Below are 20,342 nucleotides of genomic sequence, written 5' to 3' on the forward strand. Positions count from 1 at the left end.
AGTTTGTTTTAGTAAAGCCACTCCATGAGTGGCTTTTTAAATTTTATTTAATTGCTTATTTTGAGCTATAGGAATTAAAATTCATCTCAGGTTTTGTATGCTTTCTCAGGTATTTTAAATAAAAGAAGGTGAAGACGGGAAGGATAAGAATCTCATTGAACAAAAACGGGAAATATAAGTATCCCATCGGCTTACCTCCAGTAACCACCAAAAGCTGTTCACCTAACGGACCTTCAGAAAAGATGCTGATAGTCAAGAGGTTACATCCAAAGTGTAAAGCAATAGGAAGATATATAGACCGAGTTTCGGCGAAGGCATAGGCAAACATTAGTCCGCCTATTCCAGTCACTGTAAAAGTATAGAGCATGGGTACCAGGCTTCCGAAAACATCATAGGAAAACCAATGGTAGATACCGAATATGAATGAAGAAAGTATACAGGCGTTATGTTTTCCGAGGTATTTGATGGCCAGAACAAGTAAGGCACCGCGAAAAAGTAATTCTTCCCAAAGTACCGATCTAAAGATCCACCAGCAACCGTACAGAAAGTCTGGGATAGTGTAATCCTTATTAAGGTTTACCTGATAGTCTCTCAGTTCTATCAGGAGGATATAAGCAACCGCACATATGAGAGCAGATGCAATTAATCCTACCAGAAAATTTTTTAACCTGGAAGTATTCGGTTTAATTCCAAGAACAGAGAAAGGAATTCTAAGAGCTTTGAGAAGTAAAAAGGAAACAGTTAAGATGAATAATAATCCTATCATTTTGAGCACAAATGCGAATAAGCTAAAATTAGAGAATATTCAGCATTTAAATTTTGACATAAACTTACCCTAAAATATTCGGTGAATTCTTTCCAATAGCGCTAATAATTAACCTTATAGAGTTAAGCGAACTTCACTTTACAGAATATATTTGTATTTGAATTTAGTTAAAGAATTAAGGGGTGTGATGTTGTAGGGAATCCACCCCTTTTTCAATTCTACGATTCTTCATTTTGAAATATCTCTTCTATTGGTTTAGCGAATAGTTTGGAAAGCTTAAAGGCCAGTGGTAAACTGGGATCGAATTTTCCTTTTTCAATCGCATTAATGGTTTGCCTGGAAACTTCTAATTTTTGGGCAAGCTGTGCCTGAGTTAATTCATGCTGCGCGCGCAGTACTTTGATCTTATTTTTCATCTGTATCGAAGGCTTCCAATTACACAACCGGCGAAATAGGTAAGTGCGATCAAAATTATTAAATGTGATATTTCTGCGTCGTGTGTAATGATATTGGTAGTATCCAGCATTGAATATCCAATTCCAAACACCACAGCCACCCCTAGGGCCATTCCCATAGCCTCCAGTTGTATCTTACGCTGTAATTCATCAAGACTGTTTACATAATTTTTATTGGCTAATATCATCAATAACCCTATTACAAGATTCAGTATCAAAGCCATTAGCGTTAGAGTTCTATTCTCATTCCAAATGAAATCTGGCCCGAATGCTACCAGGGCAGTGGTAAGAACCCAGGATCCGGTCCAGATGCCAAGTTTTAAAGTGTTTTTTCCGGAACGCGATTTCCAATTTTCTTGTTTTTCTTTCATAATACCCATTATATGTAAAGTTTATTTTACAAACATAGATATTTTTTTTAATAAATGAATGGTTTATTTTACAAAAAGTAAATAAAACTTTACTTATTTAAAATTTTACAGATATTACCGGTTTTTTTTAAATAATTTAAACGGTTGTCAATTAAACAGGATTTCAAACTAAAAAATACCTACAATAGGGTATTTTTTGATATCACTTCTATACTTAAATTAGTGCTGTATTAATTATTGATCGGGATTAGATAAATTATTTCAATGTAGGGTAGGAATAATTTGATCTCAACCTATAATCCTGAGTCTAAATTAATCATACAAAACCTTTCAGGTATCTGAAAGGTTTTTGTTTTTTTATGTTTTGTGAATCAGTAAACTAAACATTTTCTCTTAGGTTTTTAGTAGCTTTAATATACCAAAGCTTCCAGATGGAAATAGATATCACAGAATTCCTCCTTAAAAATGGCGCTGCTGCCCTGGCCGGTTTATTAATGGGTCTGGAAAGGCAATCCAAGGGAAAGCCAGCAGGGCTTAAAACTAATATGCTCGTGGCACTGGGCGCATCTTCATTCATAATTATATCTCTGCTTTTTCGGGATTCCGGAGGTACCGATATGACGAGGATCGTTGGCCAGGTGGTGGTAGGTGTTGGTTTTCTGGGTGCAGGGGTAATTTTACACGGCGAAAAGGGTAAAAAAGTTGAAGGTCTGGCTACCGCTGCAACTATCTGGTGCAGTGCGGCTGCCGGTTGTTTTGCAGGTTTTGCACTTTATCTGCCTTTGTTAATATTTACAATATTTGTGGTAATAATCAATTTAGTGTTTGGATATTTGAATCTGAAGCTGAAAGATCATGCTAAGAATGATTAAAAATTAAAAGAGAGACCTATGTATTTGAAAGATGAATTTAGCGATCAAAATATCAATATTACAGTTCCTGTTATAATTTCATATAATACGCTGGACAAGTACCTGAGGCAGAAATTAATAGGTGAGATCATAAGTAAGGAAAATTCAGAAGGGAAGAAATCTAATTATGCCCAGATCCTTGATGTGTCTATTGAGAAAAGTGACCAAGAGGATTTCGATCTAAAGCTTAATCTTAGCCTGCAAACCCTTACCAGTCTCTTCAAGAATAAACAGGTGAACATTCATTTTCATGCGGCCCTGGAACTGGATCGAGAACTTCAGCATATTTCTTTAAGGGATTTTGAAGTAGATGGAAAGACAAAGAACTGGTTTGCAGATCAGCTACTGGAAACAGTTATGAATAAATGGATGTATGGAAAGCTTAAGCAGAAGATGAATTTCGACCTGTTGCCGCATATCGAAGAAAAGATCAGCGGTTTAAATGATAAGTTAGAAAATAAACTGGAAGCAAAGGATGGAGTGCACCTCATAGGGTCACTAGATAAAATTGAAATTTCTAATTTGAAGGCTGGTGAAAATGAATTGTGGATTTCTGTATCGGTAACTGGTACAGGGCTCGTAGAACTGGAAAAGCTTGAGATGTAATTAAGGTACTTACGTTACTTGTACATGTCGAATGCATTCACATATTTAATGACTTCGGCCAGGGATTTGATCTCCAGTTTACTTTTAATATTCTTCCAGTGAGTTCTTAAAGTGCCTACAGAAATATATAATTTATCTGCTACATCCTGCTGAGGTAATCCCTTTGAGAACTCAATCATTACCTGTTTCTCTCTCTTGGTGAGCCTGGAATATCTTGAAATATTCGATTTAATAAACTTATTTTCTTCCACTACCTTTCCGAAAGACATCAAAGTATTCGTAATATCACTCGCAGAACGTTTGATCTTAATAATGGAATTTCCTTCTTTGTCTACACCTTCAAATAGTACCTTTAGTTTATTATTTCCCTTTGGATGATTTTTTGAGTCATTCAGCCATTGTCTGGCCTCTTTCTCGGTAGCGAAATGCATGGGGTGTATAATAGAATTGGATTCTTCGAAGAAGCTCATAACGCTTAAGTGTACAAGAACGTCCTTTCCCACAACAAACGCTACTTTTTCATTTCCATGTTCAACACATGGAATATTCACGTGTTCTTCAATCCATTCATGCACCTGGTTACTAATGGGTAATTTGAAATTATGTTGAAGCCAAAGAGACTTTGAAGGTCTGTATTCTTTGTAAAGAGAAGCATATTCCAGAAATTCTCGTTTAAGTTCCTCATAACAATCAGGTGAGTGTTTCCAGTATTGTACAAAACAGTCATTTTCCTTCTCAAAGCTACTGCTTAGAAGATCACTTTCATAAATTAACATTATGACTCATTGGTTTTATAGCTGTTGTTCGAAATTATAAAATAAATCTTAAACAGATAGCAAAAAGAACCACTATTCCTTATTAGACCAAATGAATAATATATTCGTCCATTTTCCTGGATTACAAACTAACCTGATAATGGTCATTTTTACTTCACTTTCACCAGTTTATTTTTGGCTTAAAATTTAAAAATATGTTGCCATCTGCATTGATTGAAAAGTATAATATTCCGGGCCCAAGATACACCAGTTATCCCACCGTGCCATATTGGGAAAACAGGACATTCTCGTTGAAAGGCTGGAAAAGTTCACTAAAAAAGAGTTTTCTTGAGAGTAATTCTACGGAAGGAATAAGCCTTTATATTCACCTTCCGTTTTGTGAAAGCATGTGTACTTTTTGTGGTTGTAATAAGAGGATCACCAGAAATCACGGGGTGGAACTTCCATATATTGAATCGGTTTTGAAGGAATGGGATATGTATCGTGAATTATTCGGAGAAACTCCTGTGATTAAAGAGTTGCATCTGGGAGGCGGAACACCTACTTTCTTTTCCTCAGAAAATCTTCGCTTCCTGATCGAAGGTATTTTTAAAACTGCAAATAGATCACCTGAGGTTGAATTGAGTTTTGAAGGACACCCCAATAATACGAGTAATGAACACCTCGAAACCTTATCTGATCTAGGCTTTAAAAGAGTAAGCTACGGAGTTCAGGATTATAATGAAAATGTGCAGAAGGCTATTCATAGAGTTCAACCGTTTGAAAAAGTGAAACTGGCAACAGAAATGGCAAGGTCTGCAGGATTTAAATCTGTGGGGCATGACGTGATCTTCGGTCTGCCATTTCAAACAAAGGAAAATATAGTTTATACCATCAATAAGACCATTGAATTGCGTCCAGACAGGATCGCGTTTTATAGTTATGCCCATGTTCCGTGGATCAAGGGGAATGGTCAGCGCGGATTTAGGGAGGAAGACCTTCCCGGAGCAAAGGAGAAACGCGATCAATATGAAACTGGTAAAAGGATGTTACTAGAGGCCGGATATACAGAAATTGGCATGGATCATTTCGCCCTGAAAACAGATTCTTTGTTCAAGGCGATGGAACAGAACACCTTACACCGAAACTTTATGGGCTATACTTCTTCAAAAACAAAGGCCATGATAGGCTTAGGTGTATCTTCAATTGGAGATAGCTGGTATGGCTTTGCCCAGAATGTAAAGGGTGTGGAAGAGTATCAGGATCTAATTCAAAAGGGAATTTTCCCGGTTTTCAGAGGACATATCTTAACCCAGGAAGACCTGGCGATAAGAAAACATATTTTGAACCTTATGTGTAAATTCAAAACCCAGTGGTTCAGCTTAAACGAGTATTTCGAAGAACTACCCTCTGTATTGCATAAGCTGGAAGAAATGAAGAAAGATAAGCTTGTAGAGCTGGATTCGAATTTTATTAGAATTACAGATAAGGGCCAGTCATTTGTTCGTAATGTTTGTATGGCATTCGACCTTCGTTTGCAGAGAAAAAAACCAGAAACCCAATTGTTCTCCATGACCGTTTAAATTGACCGGAGAAATTGTAAATTGATCTGTTTAAAAATAGATTTATAATGGATTTAAACCAGTATATAGACCACACACTCCTTGCTGCCGGTGCCTCAGCTGCTGAAATAGAAAAACTTTGTCACGAAGCCGTGAAGTATAAATTTTATGCAGTTTGCGTGAATAGCAGTCGGGTGAAATATGCCAAAAAAGTTTTTTCTAATTCTGAAGTCAAACTTGCGGCAACTATTGGTTTTCCCCTGGGAGGCTCTTCTACAGAATCCAAAATAATTGAGGCTGGTACAGCAGTTCGTGATGGTGCAGATGAAATCGATATGGTGATGAATATTGGCCTTTTTAAGGATAAGAATTTTGAAGCTGTTCAGGCAGAGATCGAGGCAATAAAAAAAGAGATTGGTGATAACATATTAAAAGTGATCATAGAAACCTGTTATCTTTCAGATGAGGAAATAGAAATCGCCAGCAGGCTAAGCATGAATGCGGGAGCAGATTTTGTGAAAACCTCTACTGGTTTCGGGAGTCGTGGAGCCAGTCTTAATGACGTCAAGATCATGAAAAAAGTAGTTGGAGATAAGGTTAAGATCAAAGCTTCTGGTGGGATAAGGGATGCTGAGACCGTCAGGAAGTATATTTCTCTAGGAGTTGAGAGAATAGGAACTTCTTCCGGGATAAAGATTATTTCATAAAATTTTGAACAGATGAGCCTACATATAGAAGCCGAAAAAGACCAGATAGCAGAAACCGTTTTATTACCAGGGGATCCTTTACGTGCCAGGTGGATCGCTGAAACTTTTCTTCAGCACCCGGTTTGTTATAATAATATTCGGGGGATGTTGGGTTTTACAGGAAGCTATAAAGGCAGGAAAGTTTCTGTGCAGGGAACGGGAATGGGCGTACCTTCAACCATGATCTATTGCCATGAACTTATCAGCGAATATGGGGTGAAAAACCTAATAAGAGTAGGAAGTGCGGGCGCATTTCAGCCAGATCTAAAATTAATGGACCTGGTTTTTGCCATGTCGGCTTCCACCAATTCAGCGTTGAACAAAGGAGTTTTTGGCGATGCAGATTATGCTCCAACCGCGAATTTTGATCTTTTGATGAGAGCTGTGGATTATGCCCGCGAGAACAGGATCAATTTCAGGGCAGGGAATGTTCTTACATCAGATATTTTTTATGATGACGACCCCGATTATTATAAAAAATGGGCTTCTCACGGAACCCTTTGTGCTGAAATGGAAACAGCCGGGTTATACACCCTGGCCGCTAAAAACGGAGTGAAGGCATTTTCCATTCTAACTATTTCGGATTCACTGGTTAGTGGGGAAGAGATCTCTCCTGAAAAGCGTGAAAAGAAAATGAATGAAATGGTCGAGATCGCTCTTAACTGTTATTGATCTTTCGGTCTATATTGAAATTCACCTCAAGAGCATTAAACTTTCCGTAAACAAAGTCTGCATCAGGATAATGCCAGATAGTTTCTCCGTAGCTGGGTAAATTATATCCGTTAAATGATTTATAGCCTCCAACCGGGGTTGAGAACAGGAACTTTTTCTTTTCACCCAGATCGTACCTGTCGTTAGAAAAGAAATTGATTAGCTGACCTTCTTCCCCAAACTCCATGACCGCTGAAATCGATATTTCGGCGTAGGTATAGGTCACCTTGACCGTATGATTACCCATATTTTCAAAGCTGAATTTATCATTGATTAAGGCTCCGGGAGCAAATATGCAAACATCATTGAGATAGGTAACCATTTCAGATTTCAGTAATTTCCTTGAGCTTATATCTATCACCTTAAAAATTGATAAGGGCTTAATCAACATTCGGGCAGTTTTCCCATCATATTTGTGGTAACCCTGGGTAGAAACACCTTTATAATTTGCCTTCATAAAAAAATACCTGCCCGGAGGATCTATAGTATTTAATTGTTCGGTGGTAAAGCTGAACCAGTTTTTATTTTTTTCACGCATTTGCCCTGAAAAACGTATCTCGAAATTTTCAATTTCCGGTTTATCCAGGAAGCCGGAATACTTTAGATATTTCTTTACCGGAAGGGGAAGCATGGCAATATCTGCTTCAGAAATTATTTTTCCTGAAACCGAATTAGCTATAATGGCATCGATTTTATCTTTTTTGAAGCTCTTCTCAAATTTCCATCCGGCAATAGAAATGATGATGACAAGAAGAATGATAAGATTCAGGATGCTTCCATATTTGGCAGCATCCCAGTTAAGGTAAATGAGTAGCTGTGAAGTGATCAAGGCAGGGATCGCGAGAAGGACCCAGGTTGGTTTTTTTCTTATGAATAGAATTGTTGTAACAGATATTAATACTGTGGCCAGGAACCATAAAAGACTTTGAGTTGCCGGAACCTGGGCAAATTCAGAAGCATACAAACGGGACCACGCAAATCCTAAAATATGGATCAGCATATGAATAATGAGCAATATTGCGAACAGAACTCTCATAACGGAACCTATTAATGATCCCTTTTAAAAACCTCCCTATTCACGGGGATTTAGGACATTTTAAAAGTGATCACGGGAACATTAGCATGGTTGGCAACGTTTTCACCAATACTGCCAAAGAAGAAATGGCCAAGACCTTTGCGACCATGGGTTGGAATGGCGATAGCATCTATCTGGGCTTCATTACAGAAATTATAGATTCCTCTTTCGGTAGTATAATCATCATAGAAGGTTATTCTATCTTTAAATTCTTTGTTGTCCATTCCTGCGTCGATCAGGAAATTATAGGCTTTTAATTCCATTTCACTGGTGCTCATAAATTTCTCAGGAATATTTATGAATAATATCTGAGGTTCTACATTGAACACCCTGAAGAAATTTCGAGCGCTTATAAAGGATTTCAAGGTTTCAATATTGAAATCGGTTACGAACACTGCCTTATCGATTTTAAAATCTGTAATATGTTCTTTTATTACCAGAACAGGGACGTCTGAAGTTCTAACTACTTTTTCTGTATTAGAACCTACAAAGACTTCCTTCATTCCCGTGGTGCCGTGAGACCCCATAACTATAAGGTCGACTTCATACTCCCTGGCAACTTCGTTGATCTCTGAAAATACTTTATGAGTTTTAACGACTTCGGTCACTTCGATTCCCTTGAGAAAATCCTTATTAAGTAGTTCTTCGAATTTTTGCTTGGCTAACTTCATAAAATATATAGCATTAAAAACCTCCTGTTTTTCATCCTTGGTGAGATAAGAATCGTGCATTCCCATCATATGAAGAACAATGATCTTAGCATTTTGTTTCCTGGCAAGGCTGGCTGCTACTTCAAGGGCATATTCAGAATGACTTGAAAAATCTACGGGTACAAGAATAGTTTTCATGATATTTGTTTTTTAATTTTTAAGCACTTAACAATGCCTTCTTTTTTGCAAGCTGCCTGCTAATTAGTTCAAACGCAAGTTTTGCTGAATTTTCGAAATGCTCCATGGTAGCCTCAGCACGATATTTTCCTCCAGGGACAGAGCATTCTATTTCACAAACTTTACCTTTCTTCGGAGTTGAATTTTCAAGCTTGAAATTCACTCTTATCTTCTGTATCATTTCAAACCTCTTAAGCAATTTATCCAGCTTATTTTTAGTGTAACTATTTAACGTTTCACTTTGAGGGATCTTGATATATTGAATCTGGTTGAACATAACTATTGATATTTGGTTACTGTTCAAAGCTATGATTCAGTGTCCTTAAAAAATATGACCGGAGTCAGCATTCAAAGGATATTTTCCTTCCTTTTTTAGAAAACTTTTATGATTGGTTTGGCCTAATAATCTGTAAATTAGAAAGAAAAGATGAATATTTCAGGACTTACCCTATTAATAATAACAACTTTTATACTTGTGTTGCTTACTATTTTAGCTTCAATGAACTTTTCCTTTGGAATTCTTTTTTATCTAATGTGTTTTGGGCAGATGATGTTAGTCTTTACTGTTTACAAAGTTCTTACCGATAATTATACTACAAATAAGACCTTCAAGGATGGATATGAGGACAGACCTGTAAGGAGAGAAGAGTAATTTTAATGTTTTCAGGTTTTTTATCAAAAACATTTTACCTTTAATGGCGTTAAACAAAATCTAAATTGCAGGAAAACTTTCTAGATAATAAAAACGTCTTCAATTTATTATTTCAAGGTGCATCAGAAGGAATAATAGTAGTGAATTCAGGGCAAATTGTGGTCGCAGCCAATCATGCAGCAGAAGAAATGTTTGGATACGAACATGGGGAACTTCACAATCAGCACCTCGATCTTTTAATACCTAAGAAATACCATCACAAACATCAGCAGCATGTAGATAAGTTCATCGAAGACAGTGAAAAAAGGCAGATGGGGCACGGCAGGGATCTTTACGGACTTAAGAAAGATGGCTCCTTATTTCCAGTTGAAGCCGGGTTAAATCCTTTTGAGGTAAATGGAGAGCGTTTTGTGATGTCTCTCGTGATAGATATTACCGTAAGGAAAGAAAGTCAACGTCAAATTAGAGAGCTAAATACTCAGCTTGAGGAAAAAATTAAGATAAGGACACAGGAACTAAGCGATAGTGTGGAAGACCTTAAAAATTTAAACCTTGACCTGGAGCAGGAGATAAAAAGAAGAGAAAAGGCTGAGAAAAAAATTAAGGATGCCCTCCAGAAGGAAAAAGAGTTGAATGAGCTCAAAACAAAATTCCTTTCACTTGTTTCCCATGAGTTCAAGACTCCGTTAAGTGGCATCCTCACTTCAGCAACCCTGGCGGTGAAATATACCAGGGAAGAGCAACAGGAGAAGCGGGAAAAACATTTGAATACTATAAAGAATAAGGTGCATTACCTTAATAGCATTCTGAACGATTTTCTTTCAATTGAAAGACTGGATAGCGGGAGAGGACAATACAGGTTTTCAAAATTCGGTCTTAAAAGACTTATCAACGAAGTGATCTACAATGCGAATGTCACTTTAAAGGATGGCCAGGAGATTTCATATCCCAGGGAGTTAGAGGATGTAGAGCTTTTTATGGATGAAAAGATTTTGGAGCTTATTCTGTCTAATTTACTTGGTAATGCGATAAAATATTCACCAGAGGATACCTTGATCAAGTTCAAAGTAGATTTTAATGGTGAGTTTATCATATTTGAGATCGAGGATCAGGGTAGGGGAATACCAGAAAAAGATCAGAAGCATATTTTTGAGCGGTATTTCAGGGCAGAAAATGCTTTGCTCGATGAGGGTACAGGAATTGGGCTTAATATCGCCAAAACCCACCTTGAAAATCTGGGTGGAACTATAGAATTTAAAAGTATAGAAAACCGGGGAACCACCTTCAGTGTAAAGGTGCCCATGGATAAATCTTAAAAATCAGAAATAATTTTAAACAGCCATATGAAGAAATTATTGCTAATTGAGGATGATGTAACCGTAAGGGAGAATACCGCTGAACTTCTGGAGCTTTCCAATTATGACGTAGTTACCGCACCAAATGGAAAGAAAGGTATCGAAAAGGCTGAAGAGGAAGTGCCAGATATTATTATTTGTGATATTATGATGCCGGAAGTTGACGGGTATGGAGTTCTGGAAGCCCTGAGTAAAAATCCAAAGACACTGAATATCCCTTTTATATTTCTTTCGGCTAAAACCGAACATAAGGACATAAGAAAAGGAATGGACCTGGGAGCAGATGATTATCTCACCAAACCATTTGAAGAAGATGAATTATTAAGCGCCATTGAAAGCAGGCTGGCAAAAATGGCCATTCTTAATTCTAACAGAAAAGAGGAATTTCCACCTAAGGAAGAACCGTTGAAAGATCTGGATGATCTCAGGGAAATTTTTTCCAGACAGGAGCTTCAATATTTCAAAAAAGGAGAGATTATTTATGAAAAAGATAAGCATGCAAATTACTTTTATCTTGTGAAAAGAGGAGTGGTAAAGGCTCACCGGATGGACAACCAGGGGAAAGAACTTATCACCGAGCTTTATAAAGAGGATGACTTTTTCGGAAATCACGTCAACGACCTGCATTCATCTTACGAAGATTATGCTACGGCCATGGAAGATACCCAATTGTATGCGGTTTCCAGGGAGGAATTTCATAAGATCCTGGAGGGAAATCCGAAGATTACCATGCAATTGGTTGAAGTTCTTAATCATAACCTTTCTGAATTGAAACAACAACTCATGAATATGGCATATGGTTCTGTAAGAAGGAAGACCGCAAATACCATACTGCTTTTTGCTGAAAGAATTGAAAAACATCCCTTAAAAAGCATACGTATATCCAGGGCCGATCTTGCCGGGGTAGCTGGGATGGCGCCAGAGAGTCTCATAAGAACCCTTTCTGAATTCAAAAAAGAAGGACTTATTGAGATCGAAGGCCGTAACATTAAATTAATGGATTCTGAAGCCCTGAAAAACATTAAATAACCTGCTTTCTCGGTTAATTATTAAGAACTGATTTTTATCATTTTTTGCAATGTAGACTTCACCTAATTTCGCTTTATTAAGTGATGATCCATGAACGTCTTAATCCTAACCGATTTCTTAGAAACATCAGATAATGCTGGAAGGTACGCCGTTGATTTTCTTCAGAAAAAACAGGCGAACTTTTTCCTGCTGAATATCCATAATTTCAATTTCAGCAGGTCTGCCGGTGATAAACTTGAGAATGAACTTGTGTCTACCCTGGATGAATTACAGCAGGATACAAAAGAACTTAAAGCGTATACCAGGAATAAACAACATAAATTCAATACGATACTTTCTTCGGAAAGTCTTATTAGTGCTGTTAGAAAAGCCCTGGTAGAAAAGAAGATCGATCTCATCTTTATTGGTGCGGTAAGCCGTGAGAAACATGATCATCCAATTTTAGGAAATCATGCTTATGAGGTGGTTAGGAAGATAAAATGCAATATAATAGCAGTTCCGGCCGGCTGTACCTATAAAGATCCTAAGAAAGCGGTATTTCCGGTAGATCCAGAGATCCTTTCTACAAATGCCCAGAGTGGGATCGCTAATGATCTGCATTACCTAGAACCTCTCGATTTTACTTTCCTGGAAATAAAGGATGGTGATATTGAATATTCTGGTTTATCTCATTCAGATGAACCCATTAAAACCCCGGTACCTTTTACTAAGAAACTTTTCATGGAATTGCAGAAAGAGTTCGATATCATTTTTGTGGCCGGTAAAAATCTTAGTATTTGTGACAGGTTACTGCACACACAATATGGGTTTTCTGTAAAAATGGATATCAATATCCCCATTTTTGTCTATCATGGATAATAGCCAATTTCAAGATTGGATCTAGACCAATAAAAAAAGCCGGGAATCCGGCTGTATCTAATTCAATTTCAACTTTTATATTCAGATTTTCTTCGCCTGGCGGGACTGGTAAATTCTCAGGAAGAGGTGAGTAGACATTTTGCGGGCATTCTGCTTTAGCCTCTCGGCTAATTCTCCTGAATATAGTTCGTCTATGGATTGGAACCAGAGGTTTAGCCAGATTCCGAAGTGATATTCGGAAATACTATTGTCATGGTCACTATCTACTTTAATATGAGCTAGAGCAGGATTTCCTTTAAAACTACCGGTAAAAAACAGGTTACTTTCCCAAAAATCGGTGAGCTTTTCAAAATGTTGCTCCCAGTTCTTAATACTGTTATTGAAAAAGTAACCTATTTCTTTGTCCTTCCGGACTTTAGTATAAAAATTTATTACCAGTCGTTTTAAATCGGCCCTATCCTTAAGATCTTCTTTCATTTAAGAAAGTATATTGATCAGGATAAAAATACTGCTTGCAAGTAAACTGATGATCAAAGAGTTGAATACAAATTTAGATTTTAATTGTGCGAGTACAGAGGCGTTGAACCACATACAAACAACTACAATAAGACCAAGTTGTATCATTTCTGAAAGACCATGACCGTTCATCAATATCAGCATAGCAGCGATTGCACCCATACAGCTGGAAACAAGTATTCCTGTAGAGGCTCCGGCATAATAATCACGTGTAAATTCTGAAAGTTGTTTTTGGTAAATATTCATCGCTTTTTGTTTTATGATTATAGGGTCAAAAATAGACCAGTTATACTTCATTAAATATGATGAATCTCAGCTTTCAGCGAATTCAGAAAAAAATATAATTCTAGGCATTCAAACGTTCAAAAGCCTGCCTGGAAAGTTCTTCCCGGTGATCTGGATGAGCGATAGAAATTAAAGCCTCTGCACGCTGTTTTAAGTTTTTTCCAAATAGGTTTACTACCCCGTATTCTGTTGCGATATAATGAACGTGTGCCCTTGTAGTGGTAACTCCAGCACCTGTTTTCAGGTATGGAACTATCTTGGAAATACCATTTTTGGTGACAGAAGGCATGGCGATGATCGCCTTACCGCCTTCAGAAAGAGTAGCCCCCCTTATAAAATCCATTTGCCCTCCAACCCCTGAATACTGGATCTTACCAATAGTATCTGCACATACCTGGCCGGTGAGATCTATTTCAATTGCAGAATTTATGGCTGTTACCTTAGGGTTTTTCCTGATGATCGCGGTATCATTGGTGTATGCTGCTTCCTTGAAATGAACCAGTGGATTATCGTCTACATAATCGTACAGTTTGGGAGATCCAACGGCAAAACAGGTCACTAGTTTCCCGGTTTTTACCTCTTTTTCTTCTCCTGTGATAATACCTTTTTCAACCAGGGGAAGAATACCATCTGAAAACATTTCTGTATGAATACCCAACCTTTTATGATTCATGAGGTTACTTAGAACAACATTCGGAATTCCCCCAATTCCCATTTGCAGGGTAGCTCCATCTTCCACCAGTTCGGCTACATGCTTTCCAATTCGCTTTTCAATATCGGTGGGTTCACCATGCAGAGTGGAGTGTATAGGCATATCCACTTCTATCGCCGCATCTATATTGCTAATATGGATAACACCATCACCATGCGTTCTGGGAACCTGCGGGTTTACCTGGGCGATCACTTTTTTAGCATTCTGGATCGCGGGAATGGTGATATCTACGGAAACACCCAAAGAACAATATCCGTGCTTGTCTGGAGGAGATACCTGGATAAATGCACAGTCTAGAGGTAAAATATTCCTTCTGAAAAGTAAATGAATATCACTAAGAAATATAGGGATATAAGCTCCATAATCTGAATTTACTGCCCCTCTTACGTTCTTTCCAACAAAACAACTATTTGTTCTGAAGGAATCCTGGTAAGGAGGTTGTGTATAAAGCGCTTTTCCTTCTGTATGGATCTGGATGAACTCTACATTCTTCAGTTCCCTATGTCTTTCACATAAAGCGTCAATAAGGACATTAGGGGTCATGGCTGCTCCCTGGATAAAAACTCTTTGGTTAGACTTTACTATACTTACAGCTTCATGAGCTGAAACAACTTGAAAATTTTTCATAGCATTTAAATTCTTAAATGTTTCCGTTTATAATTTAATGAAAACAAAATATTATTCCAGGGATAATTTTAAATCGAACAGGACTTCAATTTCTTCATCAACTTTAATAAGACCAAGGGCTTTTTTTGGGGGTTCCAAACCAAAATCCCGAATGTTCATGGCAAATTTCCCGCTGAAATATTCCTGGTCTACCTTAACCGGCAGATCATATTTATTAGTTTTTCCGGCCAGTTTAACGGTGATAAATGCCTTGTTATATTCCCCCGGAAATGTTTCTACCCGGTCTATTTGTATCTCTATTACTGGATATATATCACACATTAAAAGATCCTGGAAATCTGAATTCATTCTTTTATGGCCGCAATCGAAACCCGTGGTTTCAAATTGAAGCAACAGGTCCTGAAAGGTGAGATATTTATTTTCCCTGATAAACTTTACCTCACGTGTGTCGCTTATCAGGTTCATATTGAACTTACAATCGAACTTATTCACATTGGTACTTCCGGCAATGATCAGTTCACTTTCAGGAAGTATCTTAATGTCTACTCTTTTAAGGTCTGCCTGGGCGTTTACAATAAATCCCCCTAGAAGTAAACCGATTAAAAATAGCTTTTTCACGATGGTGAATTTTTACGATTACCTTAAAATTATTTCGGGTAGCGAACCTTAAAACTAAATTTAAGAAGGCTACCCGAAATTGCTATTCCAATTTAGAAGCTAATGGCAGCTTCTACCATGAGTCCGTCAAATTTAGCCTCGTGCTGGTAGCTTGTCGGCGGATATCCGTCGTAGTTTTGAGTTACATATTCTAATTTCATCAGGATGTTCTTGGTCATATACCATCCTGCTGCAAGTTGGAATCTATCTACATCGATATCTTCTCCAGACTTAAGTTCTCCACTTACGGTATTATAACGTGCACCTAAATGGAAGTCTTCATATTTTCCAAATCTGTACAGAAGCTCTCCGGAAAACTGGTTATAGGTTCTTGTATCAGATTCACCACTATCCTTTCCAGAAGTAGTTTCAATGATTCCAAAGAACTCCAGGCCGCCAAACTTTACAAATGGGTTGATCATAAAAGAGGTCATTTTATTTCGGAAGTCAGGAACAACCATACCTCCTCTAAATCCGTCTCCACCACCTTCAACATCGCTAATCACTTCGTAATAACGTGATCCAGCACGGTCACCCCTGTAAAGATAAACTCCCCTGGCATCGTTATGAGCACTGTGATACACAGAACCGGTTAAACGGAACCTTGTTTTTTCAGAAAAACTATTGTCATATCCAAACTTGGCAAGGAATGAAGGGCTGGTTTGATCTTTATCTGAAACGTTCTGGTTCAGCTTTCCATTAGTGAAACCTGCCATTGCCAACCAGGGACCACCAAAGTAATACACCTCGGCTCCAACTTCAGTTGTAAAAGCATCCATAACATAGTTACCAACAAATGGGTTGTAAATAGATTGTGCGTTATCGGTTCTCCTAAAGTGCCCGTCACCATAGTTATTTTCCATATGACCAATCTTGATTCTCATATGATCCATAAGACCTTCTGCAAAACCTTCACTAATAAAATCCAGTTTATCTATTTGGATATAACCACCTTTTACATAGGCTTCATTGTGGTGTTGAGAAGAAAGATAGGTTCTAAGGTGCATTCTAACACCATCATAAAGGGCAACGTCAAGGTCAAGGTTTGCTGTTGCCAGGTTGAAGTTTCCACCAAGATCCACAAGTTCTACCGGGCCGTCGTTTTCCTGGCTCAACGACTGGAATTGTATGGTTGAAGCACCTCCAACTCTTACATGAAGTCCGTCGAAAGTAGATACTGTGTCCTTAGGAGCTTCAAACTGGTTAACACCTCTTTGATCACGATATCTGAAGTTGTCAAGATCTCTCTGATTTTGTGCCATCGTTGGGAGGGCCATCAGGATCATTATCGCTATTCCGAAAAATTGAGTTATAGTTTTCATTTTTATTTAGTTTAAGGTTGATTTTATTTTTTAAAATGAGATTCGAATTTGATGACGACGTCTTCACCGGTTTTAATCGTTCCGAACATAGCGGTTGGAGCTTCCACCCCGTAATTTGTCATATTCAGTTTATATTCCCCTGTTAGAACAATCTGGTCTGAACCTGATTTCAAATTGAAATCAAGATTGATGTCCTTTGTTGTTCCAGCAATCTCCAGGCTTCCTGTTGTTTTTACTTTAAATGTACCTGGAGAAACCTTATCGATGCCTTTCACGTCTTTCAGCTTATAGGTGATCTCCTTATGCTTATCTGTGTTCAGGGCTTTATAGGTGTTCTTGTCCATTCCGCTTTTCCCGCTCATCAAACTTTCCGCAACTACTGTAAACTCCAGTTTACTTATGTTCTCTAATTCGCTTGCATTGAAATCCGCAGTAAGATTACCGCCGGTATTTTCTGCTTCAATGGTCCAGTCATGAATATTGGAAGTACCATCTATTAATAAACTGGAAGCTTCATTATTCAGTTTGTAGGATTGTGCATTTACCCCGAAGCTTAAGAGCAAGGCTACTATCAAAATCCTATAATTGCTGTAAGGTTTCATATCGATTGATTTTTAATTTCATTACAAAGTTGCGGTAGGAGTACTTGTTAGATAATGATGAAAATCAGCTTTTGGTAAATTTTGAATCCCGCTTACATGCCGAAAACGTTATAGTTTGGAAAAAATGCAATCCCTGATAAGCGTCATATTTTTACCAATTTCAATTTCACAGCTTTGCTTCTTAATATTTATTCAGGGTTATGGAATCATGCTTTCATTGCGGCGAAGACTGCCAGGAAGAGCTAATAAATTTTGACGAAAAGTCTTTTTGTTGTTCTGGTTGTAAGACTGTTTACGAGATCCTTAATTCCAATGATCTCTCTTATTATTATGACCTGCAAAGCTCTCCCGGAACCTCCCCAAAACTGAGCGAAGGCAAGTTCAGTTACCTGGATAATTCTGAAATTGCAGAGAAACTTCTGGAGTTCGATCATGAAGGAACACAGATAGCCTCCTTCACTATACCTTCCATTCATTGTAGTTCCTGTATCTGGATTCTTGAAAACTTGGGCAGGCTTCATAAAGGGGTAAAAAGTTCACAGGTAGATTTTCCACGGAAAAAGATCAGGATAAGTTTTTCTTCGGAAGAATTAAGCCTTAAGGAGCTGGTAGTAATGCTCGCCAGGATAGGGTATGAACCAAATATCTCCCTGGAAAATTACGAGGAAAAGGAGACTAGTGTAGACCGAAGCCTTATCTATAAACTTGGTGTAGCCGGTTTTGCTTTTGGGAATATCATGTTCCTTTCTTTTCCGGAATATTTTGAGATGAACGAATTCTGGCTGGAAAAGTTCAAGCATTTGTTCCGTTGGCTAATGTTTGCCTTTTCGCTACCGGTAGTTTTTTATTCTGGCAAGGATTATTTCATTTCAGCCTTCAAGGGACTAAGATCTGGATTGCTGAATATTGATGTTCCTATCGCATTAGGAATTACTGTGCTATTTTTAAGAAGTACTGCAGAGATTGTCCTTGATCTGGGGACAGGATTTTTTGATAGCCTTAGCGGCCTCGTATTTTTCCTGTTGCTGGGTAAATTTTTTCAGCAGAAGACTTATTCCTTCCTGTCTTTTGAAAGGGATTATAAATCCTATTTCCCTATAGCTGTAACCCGAATTTCGATGGAAAATGGACAGACAAAAGAGGAACAGGTTCAGGTCTTTAACATAAAAAAAGGAGATCATATCATTATTCGTAATGAAGAATTGATCCCGATGGATGCCATTCTCATTAAGGGAGATGCCAGTATCGATTATAGTTTCGTAACGGGGGAGGCTCAACCGGTTTCAAAAAAAATGGGAGATAAGGTATTTGCCGGTGGCAGGCAACAGGGAGGTATCATCGAACTGGAAGCTTTAAGATCGGTACAGCAAAGTTACCTTACCGAGTTGTGGAGTGATGAGGTCTTTAGCAAGGATAAAAATTCACAATTTCACAACCTTACCAACCAGATAAGCAGGAGATTTACCTATGCGGTTTTAGGTATAGCCATTCTTGCAGCAATTTTCTGGATGTTCTATGATTCATCCAAAGCCTGGAATGTTTTTACAGCGGTGTTGATTATAGCCTGCCCTTGTGCGATCGCTCTGGCAGCACCTTTTACCCTCGGTAATATGCTCAGGATCTTCGGAAGAAACCATTTATACCTGAAAGATGCTAATATCATTGAAAAAATGGCCCAGGTAGATACGGTGGTTTTTGATAAGACCGGCACTATTACTGCAAATGATAATGGCAGTATTGAATATGAGGGCCTTGAACTCACTGAAGATGAAAAGCAATTACTTGGAGGTAGTCTTCGTGCTTCCAACCATCCTTTAAGTAGATCGCTTTATAAAATCCTGGATAGGAATAATATTTCTACTCCGGAAAGTTTTAAGGAGCACACCGGAAAGGGTTTGGAAACTTCATATAAGGAGCTAAACCTAAAGATTGGTTCTCATGCTTTCGTGGCCAATTCTCAAAATACTAATACAGAAGCCCGGGCTCAGGTAAACCCACAGAAAACATCAGTATTTATTAGTTGCAATGACCAGTATAAAGGTTGCTTTAGTTTCCACAATTCTTACCGTGAAGGACTTTCAGACCTGCTAAATGAGCTTTCAGAAAATAAGCAGCTAATTATTTTATCTGGAGATAACGATGGGGAAAAAGATCGTTTAAAGAAGATCCTTCCGAAAGATACCAAAATGTATTTCGATCAGAAACCAGGTAACAAATTGCAATTTATCAAAGATCTCCAGGAAAAGAACCGCAAGGTGATGATGGTAGGGGACGGATTAAATGATGCCGGAGCCCTTGCTCAAAGTGATGTTGGAATAGTGATCTCTGAGGATATCAATGTTTTTTCTCCGGCTTGTGATGGTATTTTGGATGCTCGAAGGTTCAGCGAATTAGGGAAATTTTTTAGGCTTTCAGAAAAATCGATCTCCATCATCAGGATCAGTTTCCTGCTGTCACTTTGCTACAATGTTGTAGGACTCGGATTCGCAGTTTCAGGAAACCTGATGCCGGTGGTGGCTGCTATCCTGATGCCGTTAAGTTCGATTAGCATCGTTGCATTCACTACCCTGGCAACCCAGTTTGTTTCAAAAAAAAGTTCAAAAAATGAAATAAGGTCTTAAAGCTGACAATAGTCATTTTTTAGGCCTGGCTCTCAGAATACTTTTACATCAACATTCAAGAATCATGAGCATTATATATATGTTACTGGCTATTAGTGTGATTGTAGCCATCATCTTCTTTATCGCCTTCGTAGTTTCTGTGAAAAAGGGACAGTATGATGATGTTTATACGCCTTCGGTACGAATGCTTTTCGATGATGAGCTTGTAAAACCTGATGCTAAGGAAAATCAACCTCTCAATAAAGTGAAATCTAATTAATT

At 38.0% G+C, this 20,342-nt stretch carries 24 protein-coding genes; 11 read left to right on the forward strand and 13 right to left on the reverse strand.

Translation table 11 applies throughout. From position 1 onward, the window contains the following. Positions 1 to 55: 55 nt before the first annotated feature. From ML462_RS14805 to ML462_RS14815, 3 genes are all read right to left on the reverse strand, one after another. On the reverse strand, positions 56 to 766 hold the full coding sequence (locus ML462_RS14805) for a CPBP family intramembrane glutamic endopeptidase (protein ID WP_240714609.1): 711 nt from the start codon (positions 764 to 766) through the stop codon (positions 56 to 58). A 218-nt stretch (positions 767 to 984) separates the two neighbouring features. Further along, positions 985 to 1,182 carry a helix-turn-helix transcriptional regulator gene (locus tag ML462_RS14810; RefSeq protein ID WP_240714610.1) on the reverse strand — a complete coding sequence of 66 codons (198 nt, stop codon included), beginning with the start codon at positions 1,180 to 1,182 and terminating at the stop codon, positions 985 to 987. Next, complete coding sequence (locus ML462_RS14815; protein WP_240714611.1) at positions 1,179 to 1,592, reverse strand: hypothetical protein; 414 nt, start codon at positions 1,590 to 1,592, stop codon at positions 1,179 to 1,181. The genes ML462_RS14810 and ML462_RS14815 overlap by 4 nt, the downstream gene beginning before the upstream one ends. 431 nt (positions 1,593 to 2,023) lie before the next feature. On the opposite strand from ML462_RS14815, the gene ML462_RS14820 reads away from it, so the two are divergent. After that, entirely contained in the window at positions 2,024 to 2,464 is a 441-nt protein-coding gene (locus ML462_RS14820) for an MgtC/SapB family protein (protein WP_240714612.1), read from the forward strand. A gap of 18 nt (positions 2,465 to 2,482) precedes the next feature. Continuing rightward, the gene (locus ML462_RS14825) at positions 2,483 to 3,109 is read left to right on the forward strand and encodes a DUF4403 family protein (RefSeq protein ID WP_240714613.1); all 627 of its coding nucleotides are present in this window, start codon (positions 2,483 to 2,485) and stop codon (positions 3,107 to 3,109) included. 14 nt (positions 3,110 to 3,123) lie between these two features. Here ML462_RS14825 and ML462_RS14830 read toward each other — a convergent pair whose 3' ends face one another. Further along, positions 3,124 to 3,885: a response regulator transcription factor gene (locus tag ML462_RS14830; RefSeq protein WP_240714614.1), complete on the reverse strand. Its 762-nt coding sequence runs from the start codon at positions 3,883 to 3,885 to the stop codon at positions 3,124 to 3,126. A 194-nt stretch (positions 3,886 to 4,079) separates the two neighbouring features. Between ML462_RS14830 and hemN the strand changes: the two genes are divergently transcribed. Genes hemN through deoD form a run of 3 tightly spaced genes read left to right on the forward strand, consistent with a single transcriptional unit; the run spans position 4,080 to position 6,844 of the window. Next, complete coding sequence (gene hemN / locus ML462_RS14835) at positions 4,080 to 5,447, forward strand: oxygen-independent coproporphyrinogen III oxidase (RefSeq protein WP_240714615.1); 1,368 nt, start codon at positions 4,080 to 4,082, stop codon at positions 5,445 to 5,447. A gap of 47 nt (positions 5,448 to 5,494) precedes the next feature. After that, positions 5,495 to 6,133 (forward strand): deoxyribose-phosphate aldolase, encoded by a 639-nt coding sequence (gene deoC, locus ML462_RS14840; protein WP_240714616.1) that lies wholly within the window; start codon positions 5,495 to 5,497, stop codon positions 6,131 to 6,133. A gap of 12 nt (positions 6,134 to 6,145) precedes the next feature. Then, positions 6,146 to 6,844, forward strand: coding sequence for a purine-nucleoside phosphorylase (gene deoD / locus ML462_RS14845; protein WP_240714617.1), 699 nt, complete (start codon positions 6,146 to 6,148; stop codon positions 6,842 to 6,844). On the opposite strand, the gene ML462_RS14850 is transcribed toward deoD, so the two are convergent. Genes ML462_RS14850 through ML462_RS14860 form a run of 3 tightly spaced genes read right to left on the reverse strand, consistent with a single transcriptional unit; the run spans position 6,831 to position 9,122 of the window. Beyond that, entirely contained in the window at positions 6,831 to 7,919 is a 1,089-nt protein-coding gene (locus tag ML462_RS14850) for a DUF6544 family protein (RefSeq protein ID WP_240714618.1), read from the reverse strand. The two genes, deoD and ML462_RS14850, sit on opposite strands and share 14 nt — an antisense overlap. A gap of 50 nt (positions 7,920 to 7,969) precedes the next feature. After that, on the reverse strand, positions 7,970 to 8,806 hold the full coding sequence (locus ML462_RS14855; protein WP_240714619.1) for a universal stress protein: 837 nt from the start codon (positions 8,804 to 8,806) through the stop codon (positions 7,970 to 7,972). 19 nt (positions 8,807 to 8,825) lie between these two features. Further along, positions 8,826 to 9,122, reverse strand: a complete 297-nt coding sequence (locus ML462_RS14860; RefSeq protein ID WP_240714620.1) for an HPF/RaiA family ribosome-associated protein — start codon at positions 9,120 to 9,122, stop codon at positions 8,826 to 8,828. Between the two features lie 222 nt (positions 9,123 to 9,344). Between ML462_RS14860 and ML462_RS14865 the strand changes: the two genes are divergently transcribed. The 4 genes from ML462_RS14865 to ML462_RS14880 all read left to right on the forward strand — a co-directional run bounded on the left by ML462_RS14865 (position 9,345) and on the right by ML462_RS14880 (position 12,739). Next, entirely contained in the window at positions 9,345 to 9,497 is a 153-nt protein-coding gene (locus tag ML462_RS14865) for a hypothetical protein (protein WP_341481592.1), read from the forward strand. Positions 9,498 to 9,562: 65 nt separating this feature from the next. Then, a complete protein-coding gene (locus ML462_RS14870) occupies positions 9,563 to 10,813 on the forward strand; it encodes a PAS domain-containing sensor histidine kinase (RefSeq protein ID WP_240714622.1) in 1,251 nt (416 codons plus the stop codon). 27 nt (positions 10,814 to 10,840) lie between these two features. Then, entirely contained in the window at positions 10,841 to 11,881 is a 1,041-nt protein-coding gene (locus tag ML462_RS14875; protein WP_240714623.1) for a response regulator, read from the forward strand. A gap of 90 nt (positions 11,882 to 11,971) precedes the next feature. Beyond that, positions 11,972 to 12,739: a universal stress protein gene (locus tag ML462_RS14880; RefSeq protein WP_240714624.1), complete on the forward strand. Its 768-nt coding sequence runs from the start codon at positions 11,972 to 11,974 to the stop codon at positions 12,737 to 12,739. 81 nt (positions 12,740 to 12,820) lie between these two features. On the opposite strand, the gene ML462_RS14885 is transcribed toward ML462_RS14880, so the two are convergent. The 6 genes from ML462_RS14885 to ML462_RS14910 all read right to left on the reverse strand — a co-directional run bounded on the left by ML462_RS14885 (position 12,821) and on the right by ML462_RS14910 (position 17,460). Continuing rightward, on the reverse strand, positions 12,821 to 13,216 hold the full coding sequence (locus ML462_RS14885) for a group III truncated hemoglobin (protein WP_240714625.1): 396 nt from the start codon (positions 13,214 to 13,216) through the stop codon (positions 12,821 to 12,823). Beyond that, complete coding sequence (locus ML462_RS14890) at positions 13,217 to 13,501, reverse strand: hypothetical protein (RefSeq protein ID WP_240714626.1); 285 nt, start codon at positions 13,499 to 13,501, stop codon at positions 13,217 to 13,219. 100 nt (positions 13,502 to 13,601) lie between these two features. After that, entirely contained in the window at positions 13,602 to 14,879 is a 1,278-nt protein-coding gene (locus ML462_RS14895) for an acetyl-CoA hydrolase/transferase family protein (RefSeq protein WP_240714627.1), read from the reverse strand. Positions 14,880 to 14,930: 51 nt separating this feature from the next. Next, a complete protein-coding gene (locus ML462_RS14900) occupies positions 14,931 to 15,497 on the reverse strand; it encodes a YceI family protein (protein ID WP_240714628.1) in 567 nt (188 codons plus the stop codon). A 92-nt stretch (positions 15,498 to 15,589) separates the two neighbouring features. Further along, a complete protein-coding gene (locus ML462_RS14905; RefSeq protein WP_240714629.1) occupies positions 15,590 to 16,858 on the reverse strand; it encodes a hypothetical protein in 1,269 nt (422 codons plus the stop codon). A gap of 23 nt (positions 16,859 to 16,881) precedes the next feature. Then, the gene (locus ML462_RS14910) at positions 16,882 to 17,460 is read right to left on the reverse strand and encodes a YceI family protein (RefSeq protein ID WP_240714630.1); all 579 of its coding nucleotides are present in this window, start codon (positions 17,458 to 17,460) and stop codon (positions 16,882 to 16,884) included. Between the two features lie 200 nt (positions 17,461 to 17,660). Between ML462_RS14910 and ML462_RS14915 the strand changes: the two genes are divergently transcribed. Continuing rightward, on the forward strand, positions 17,661 to 20,081 hold the full coding sequence (locus tag ML462_RS14915) for a heavy metal translocating P-type ATPase (protein WP_240714631.1): 2,421 nt from the start codon (positions 17,661 to 17,663) through the stop codon (positions 20,079 to 20,081). Between the two features lie 64 nt (positions 20,082 to 20,145). Continuing rightward, positions 20,146 to 20,340, forward strand: coding sequence for a cbb3-type cytochrome oxidase assembly protein CcoS (gene ccoS, locus ML462_RS14920; RefSeq protein ID WP_240714632.1), 195 nt, complete (start codon positions 20,146 to 20,148; stop codon positions 20,338 to 20,340). The last annotated feature ends 2 nt before the right edge of the window (positions 20,341 to 20,342 follow it).

Source organism: Christiangramia lutea, assembly GCF_022489035.1.
GTDB lineage: Bacteria > Bacteroidota > Bacteroidia > Flavobacteriales > Flavobacteriaceae > Christiangramia > Christiangramia lutea.

Excerpts from the sequence above, each read along its gene's own strand:
- ML462_RS14880 (WP_240714624.1), top strand. The coding sequence starts at position 11,972 with ATGAACGTCTTAATCCTAACCGATTTCTTAGAAACATCAGATAATGCT.
- ML462_RS14910 (WP_240714630.1), bottom strand. The coding sequence starts at position 17,460 with ATGAAACCTTACAGCAATTATAGGATTTTGATAGTAGCCTTGCTCTTA.
- ML462_RS14905 (WP_240714629.1), bottom strand. The coding sequence starts at position 16,858 with ATGAAAACTATAACTCAATTTTTCGGAATAGCGATAATGATCCTGATG.
- ML462_RS14820 (WP_240714612.1), top strand. The coding sequence starts at position 2,024 with ATGGAAATAGATATCACAGAATTCCTCCTTAAAAATGGCGCTGCTGCC.
- ML462_RS14875 (WP_240714623.1), top strand. The coding sequence starts at position 10,841 with ATGAAGAAATTATTGCTAATTGAGGATGATGTAACCGTAAGGGAGAAT.
- ML462_RS14885 (WP_240714625.1), bottom strand. The coding sequence starts at position 13,216 with ATGAAAGAAGATCTTAAGGATAGGGCCGATTTAAAACGACTGGTAATA.
- deoD (WP_240714617.1), top strand. The coding sequence starts at position 6,146 with ATGAGCCTACATATAGAAGCCGAAAAAGACCAGATAGCAGAAACCGTT.
- ML462_RS14850 (WP_240714618.1), bottom strand. The coding sequence starts at position 7,919 with ATGAGAGTTCTGTTCGCAATATTGCTCATTATTCATATGCTGATCCAT.
- ML462_RS14810 (WP_240714610.1), bottom strand. The coding sequence starts at position 1,182 with ATGAAAAATAAGATCAAAGTACTGCGCGCGCAGCATGAATTAACTCAG.
- ML462_RS14855 (WP_240714619.1), bottom strand. The coding sequence starts at position 8,806 with ATGAAAACTATTCTTGTACCCGTAGATTTTTCAAGTCATTCTGAATAT.
- hemN (WP_240714615.1), top strand. The coding sequence starts at position 4,080 with ATGTTGCCATCTGCATTGATTGAAAAGTATAATATTCCGGGCCCAAGA.
- ML462_RS14865 (WP_341481592.1), top strand. The coding sequence starts at position 9,345 with ATGAACTTTTCCTTTGGAATTCTTTTTTATCTAATGTGTTTTGGGCAG.
- ML462_RS14890 (WP_240714626.1), bottom strand. The coding sequence starts at position 13,501 with ATGAATATTTACCAAAAACAACTTTCAGAATTTACACGTGATTATTAT.
- deoC (WP_240714616.1), top strand. The coding sequence starts at position 5,495 with ATGGATTTAAACCAGTATATAGACCACACACTCCTTGCTGCCGGTGCC.
- ML462_RS14815 (WP_240714611.1), bottom strand. The coding sequence starts at position 1,592 with ATGAAAGAAAAACAAGAAAATTGGAAATCGCGTTCCGGAAAAAACACT.
- ML462_RS14830 (WP_240714614.1), bottom strand. The coding sequence starts at position 3,885 with ATGTTAATTTATGAAAGTGATCTTCTAAGCAGTAGCTTTGAGAAGGAA.
- ML462_RS14825 (WP_240714613.1), top strand. The coding sequence starts at position 2,483 with ATGTATTTGAAAGATGAATTTAGCGATCAAAATATCAATATTACAGTT.
- ML462_RS14895 (WP_240714627.1), bottom strand. The coding sequence starts at position 14,879 with ATGAAAAATTTTCAAGTTGTTTCAGCTCATGAAGCTGTAAGTATAGTA.
- ccoS (WP_240714632.1), top strand. The coding sequence starts at position 20,146 with ATGAGCATTATATATATGTTACTGGCTATTAGTGTGATTGTAGCCATC.
- ML462_RS14805 (WP_240714609.1), bottom strand. The coding sequence starts at position 766 with ATGATAGGATTATTATTCATCTTAACTGTTTCCTTTTTACTTCTCAAA.
- ML462_RS14915 (WP_240714631.1), top strand. The coding sequence starts at position 17,661 with ATGGAATCATGCTTTCATTGCGGCGAAGACTGCCAGGAAGAGCTAATA.
- ML462_RS14860 (WP_240714620.1), bottom strand. The coding sequence starts at position 9,122 with ATGTTCAACCAGATTCAATATATCAAGATCCCTCAAAGTGAAACGTTA.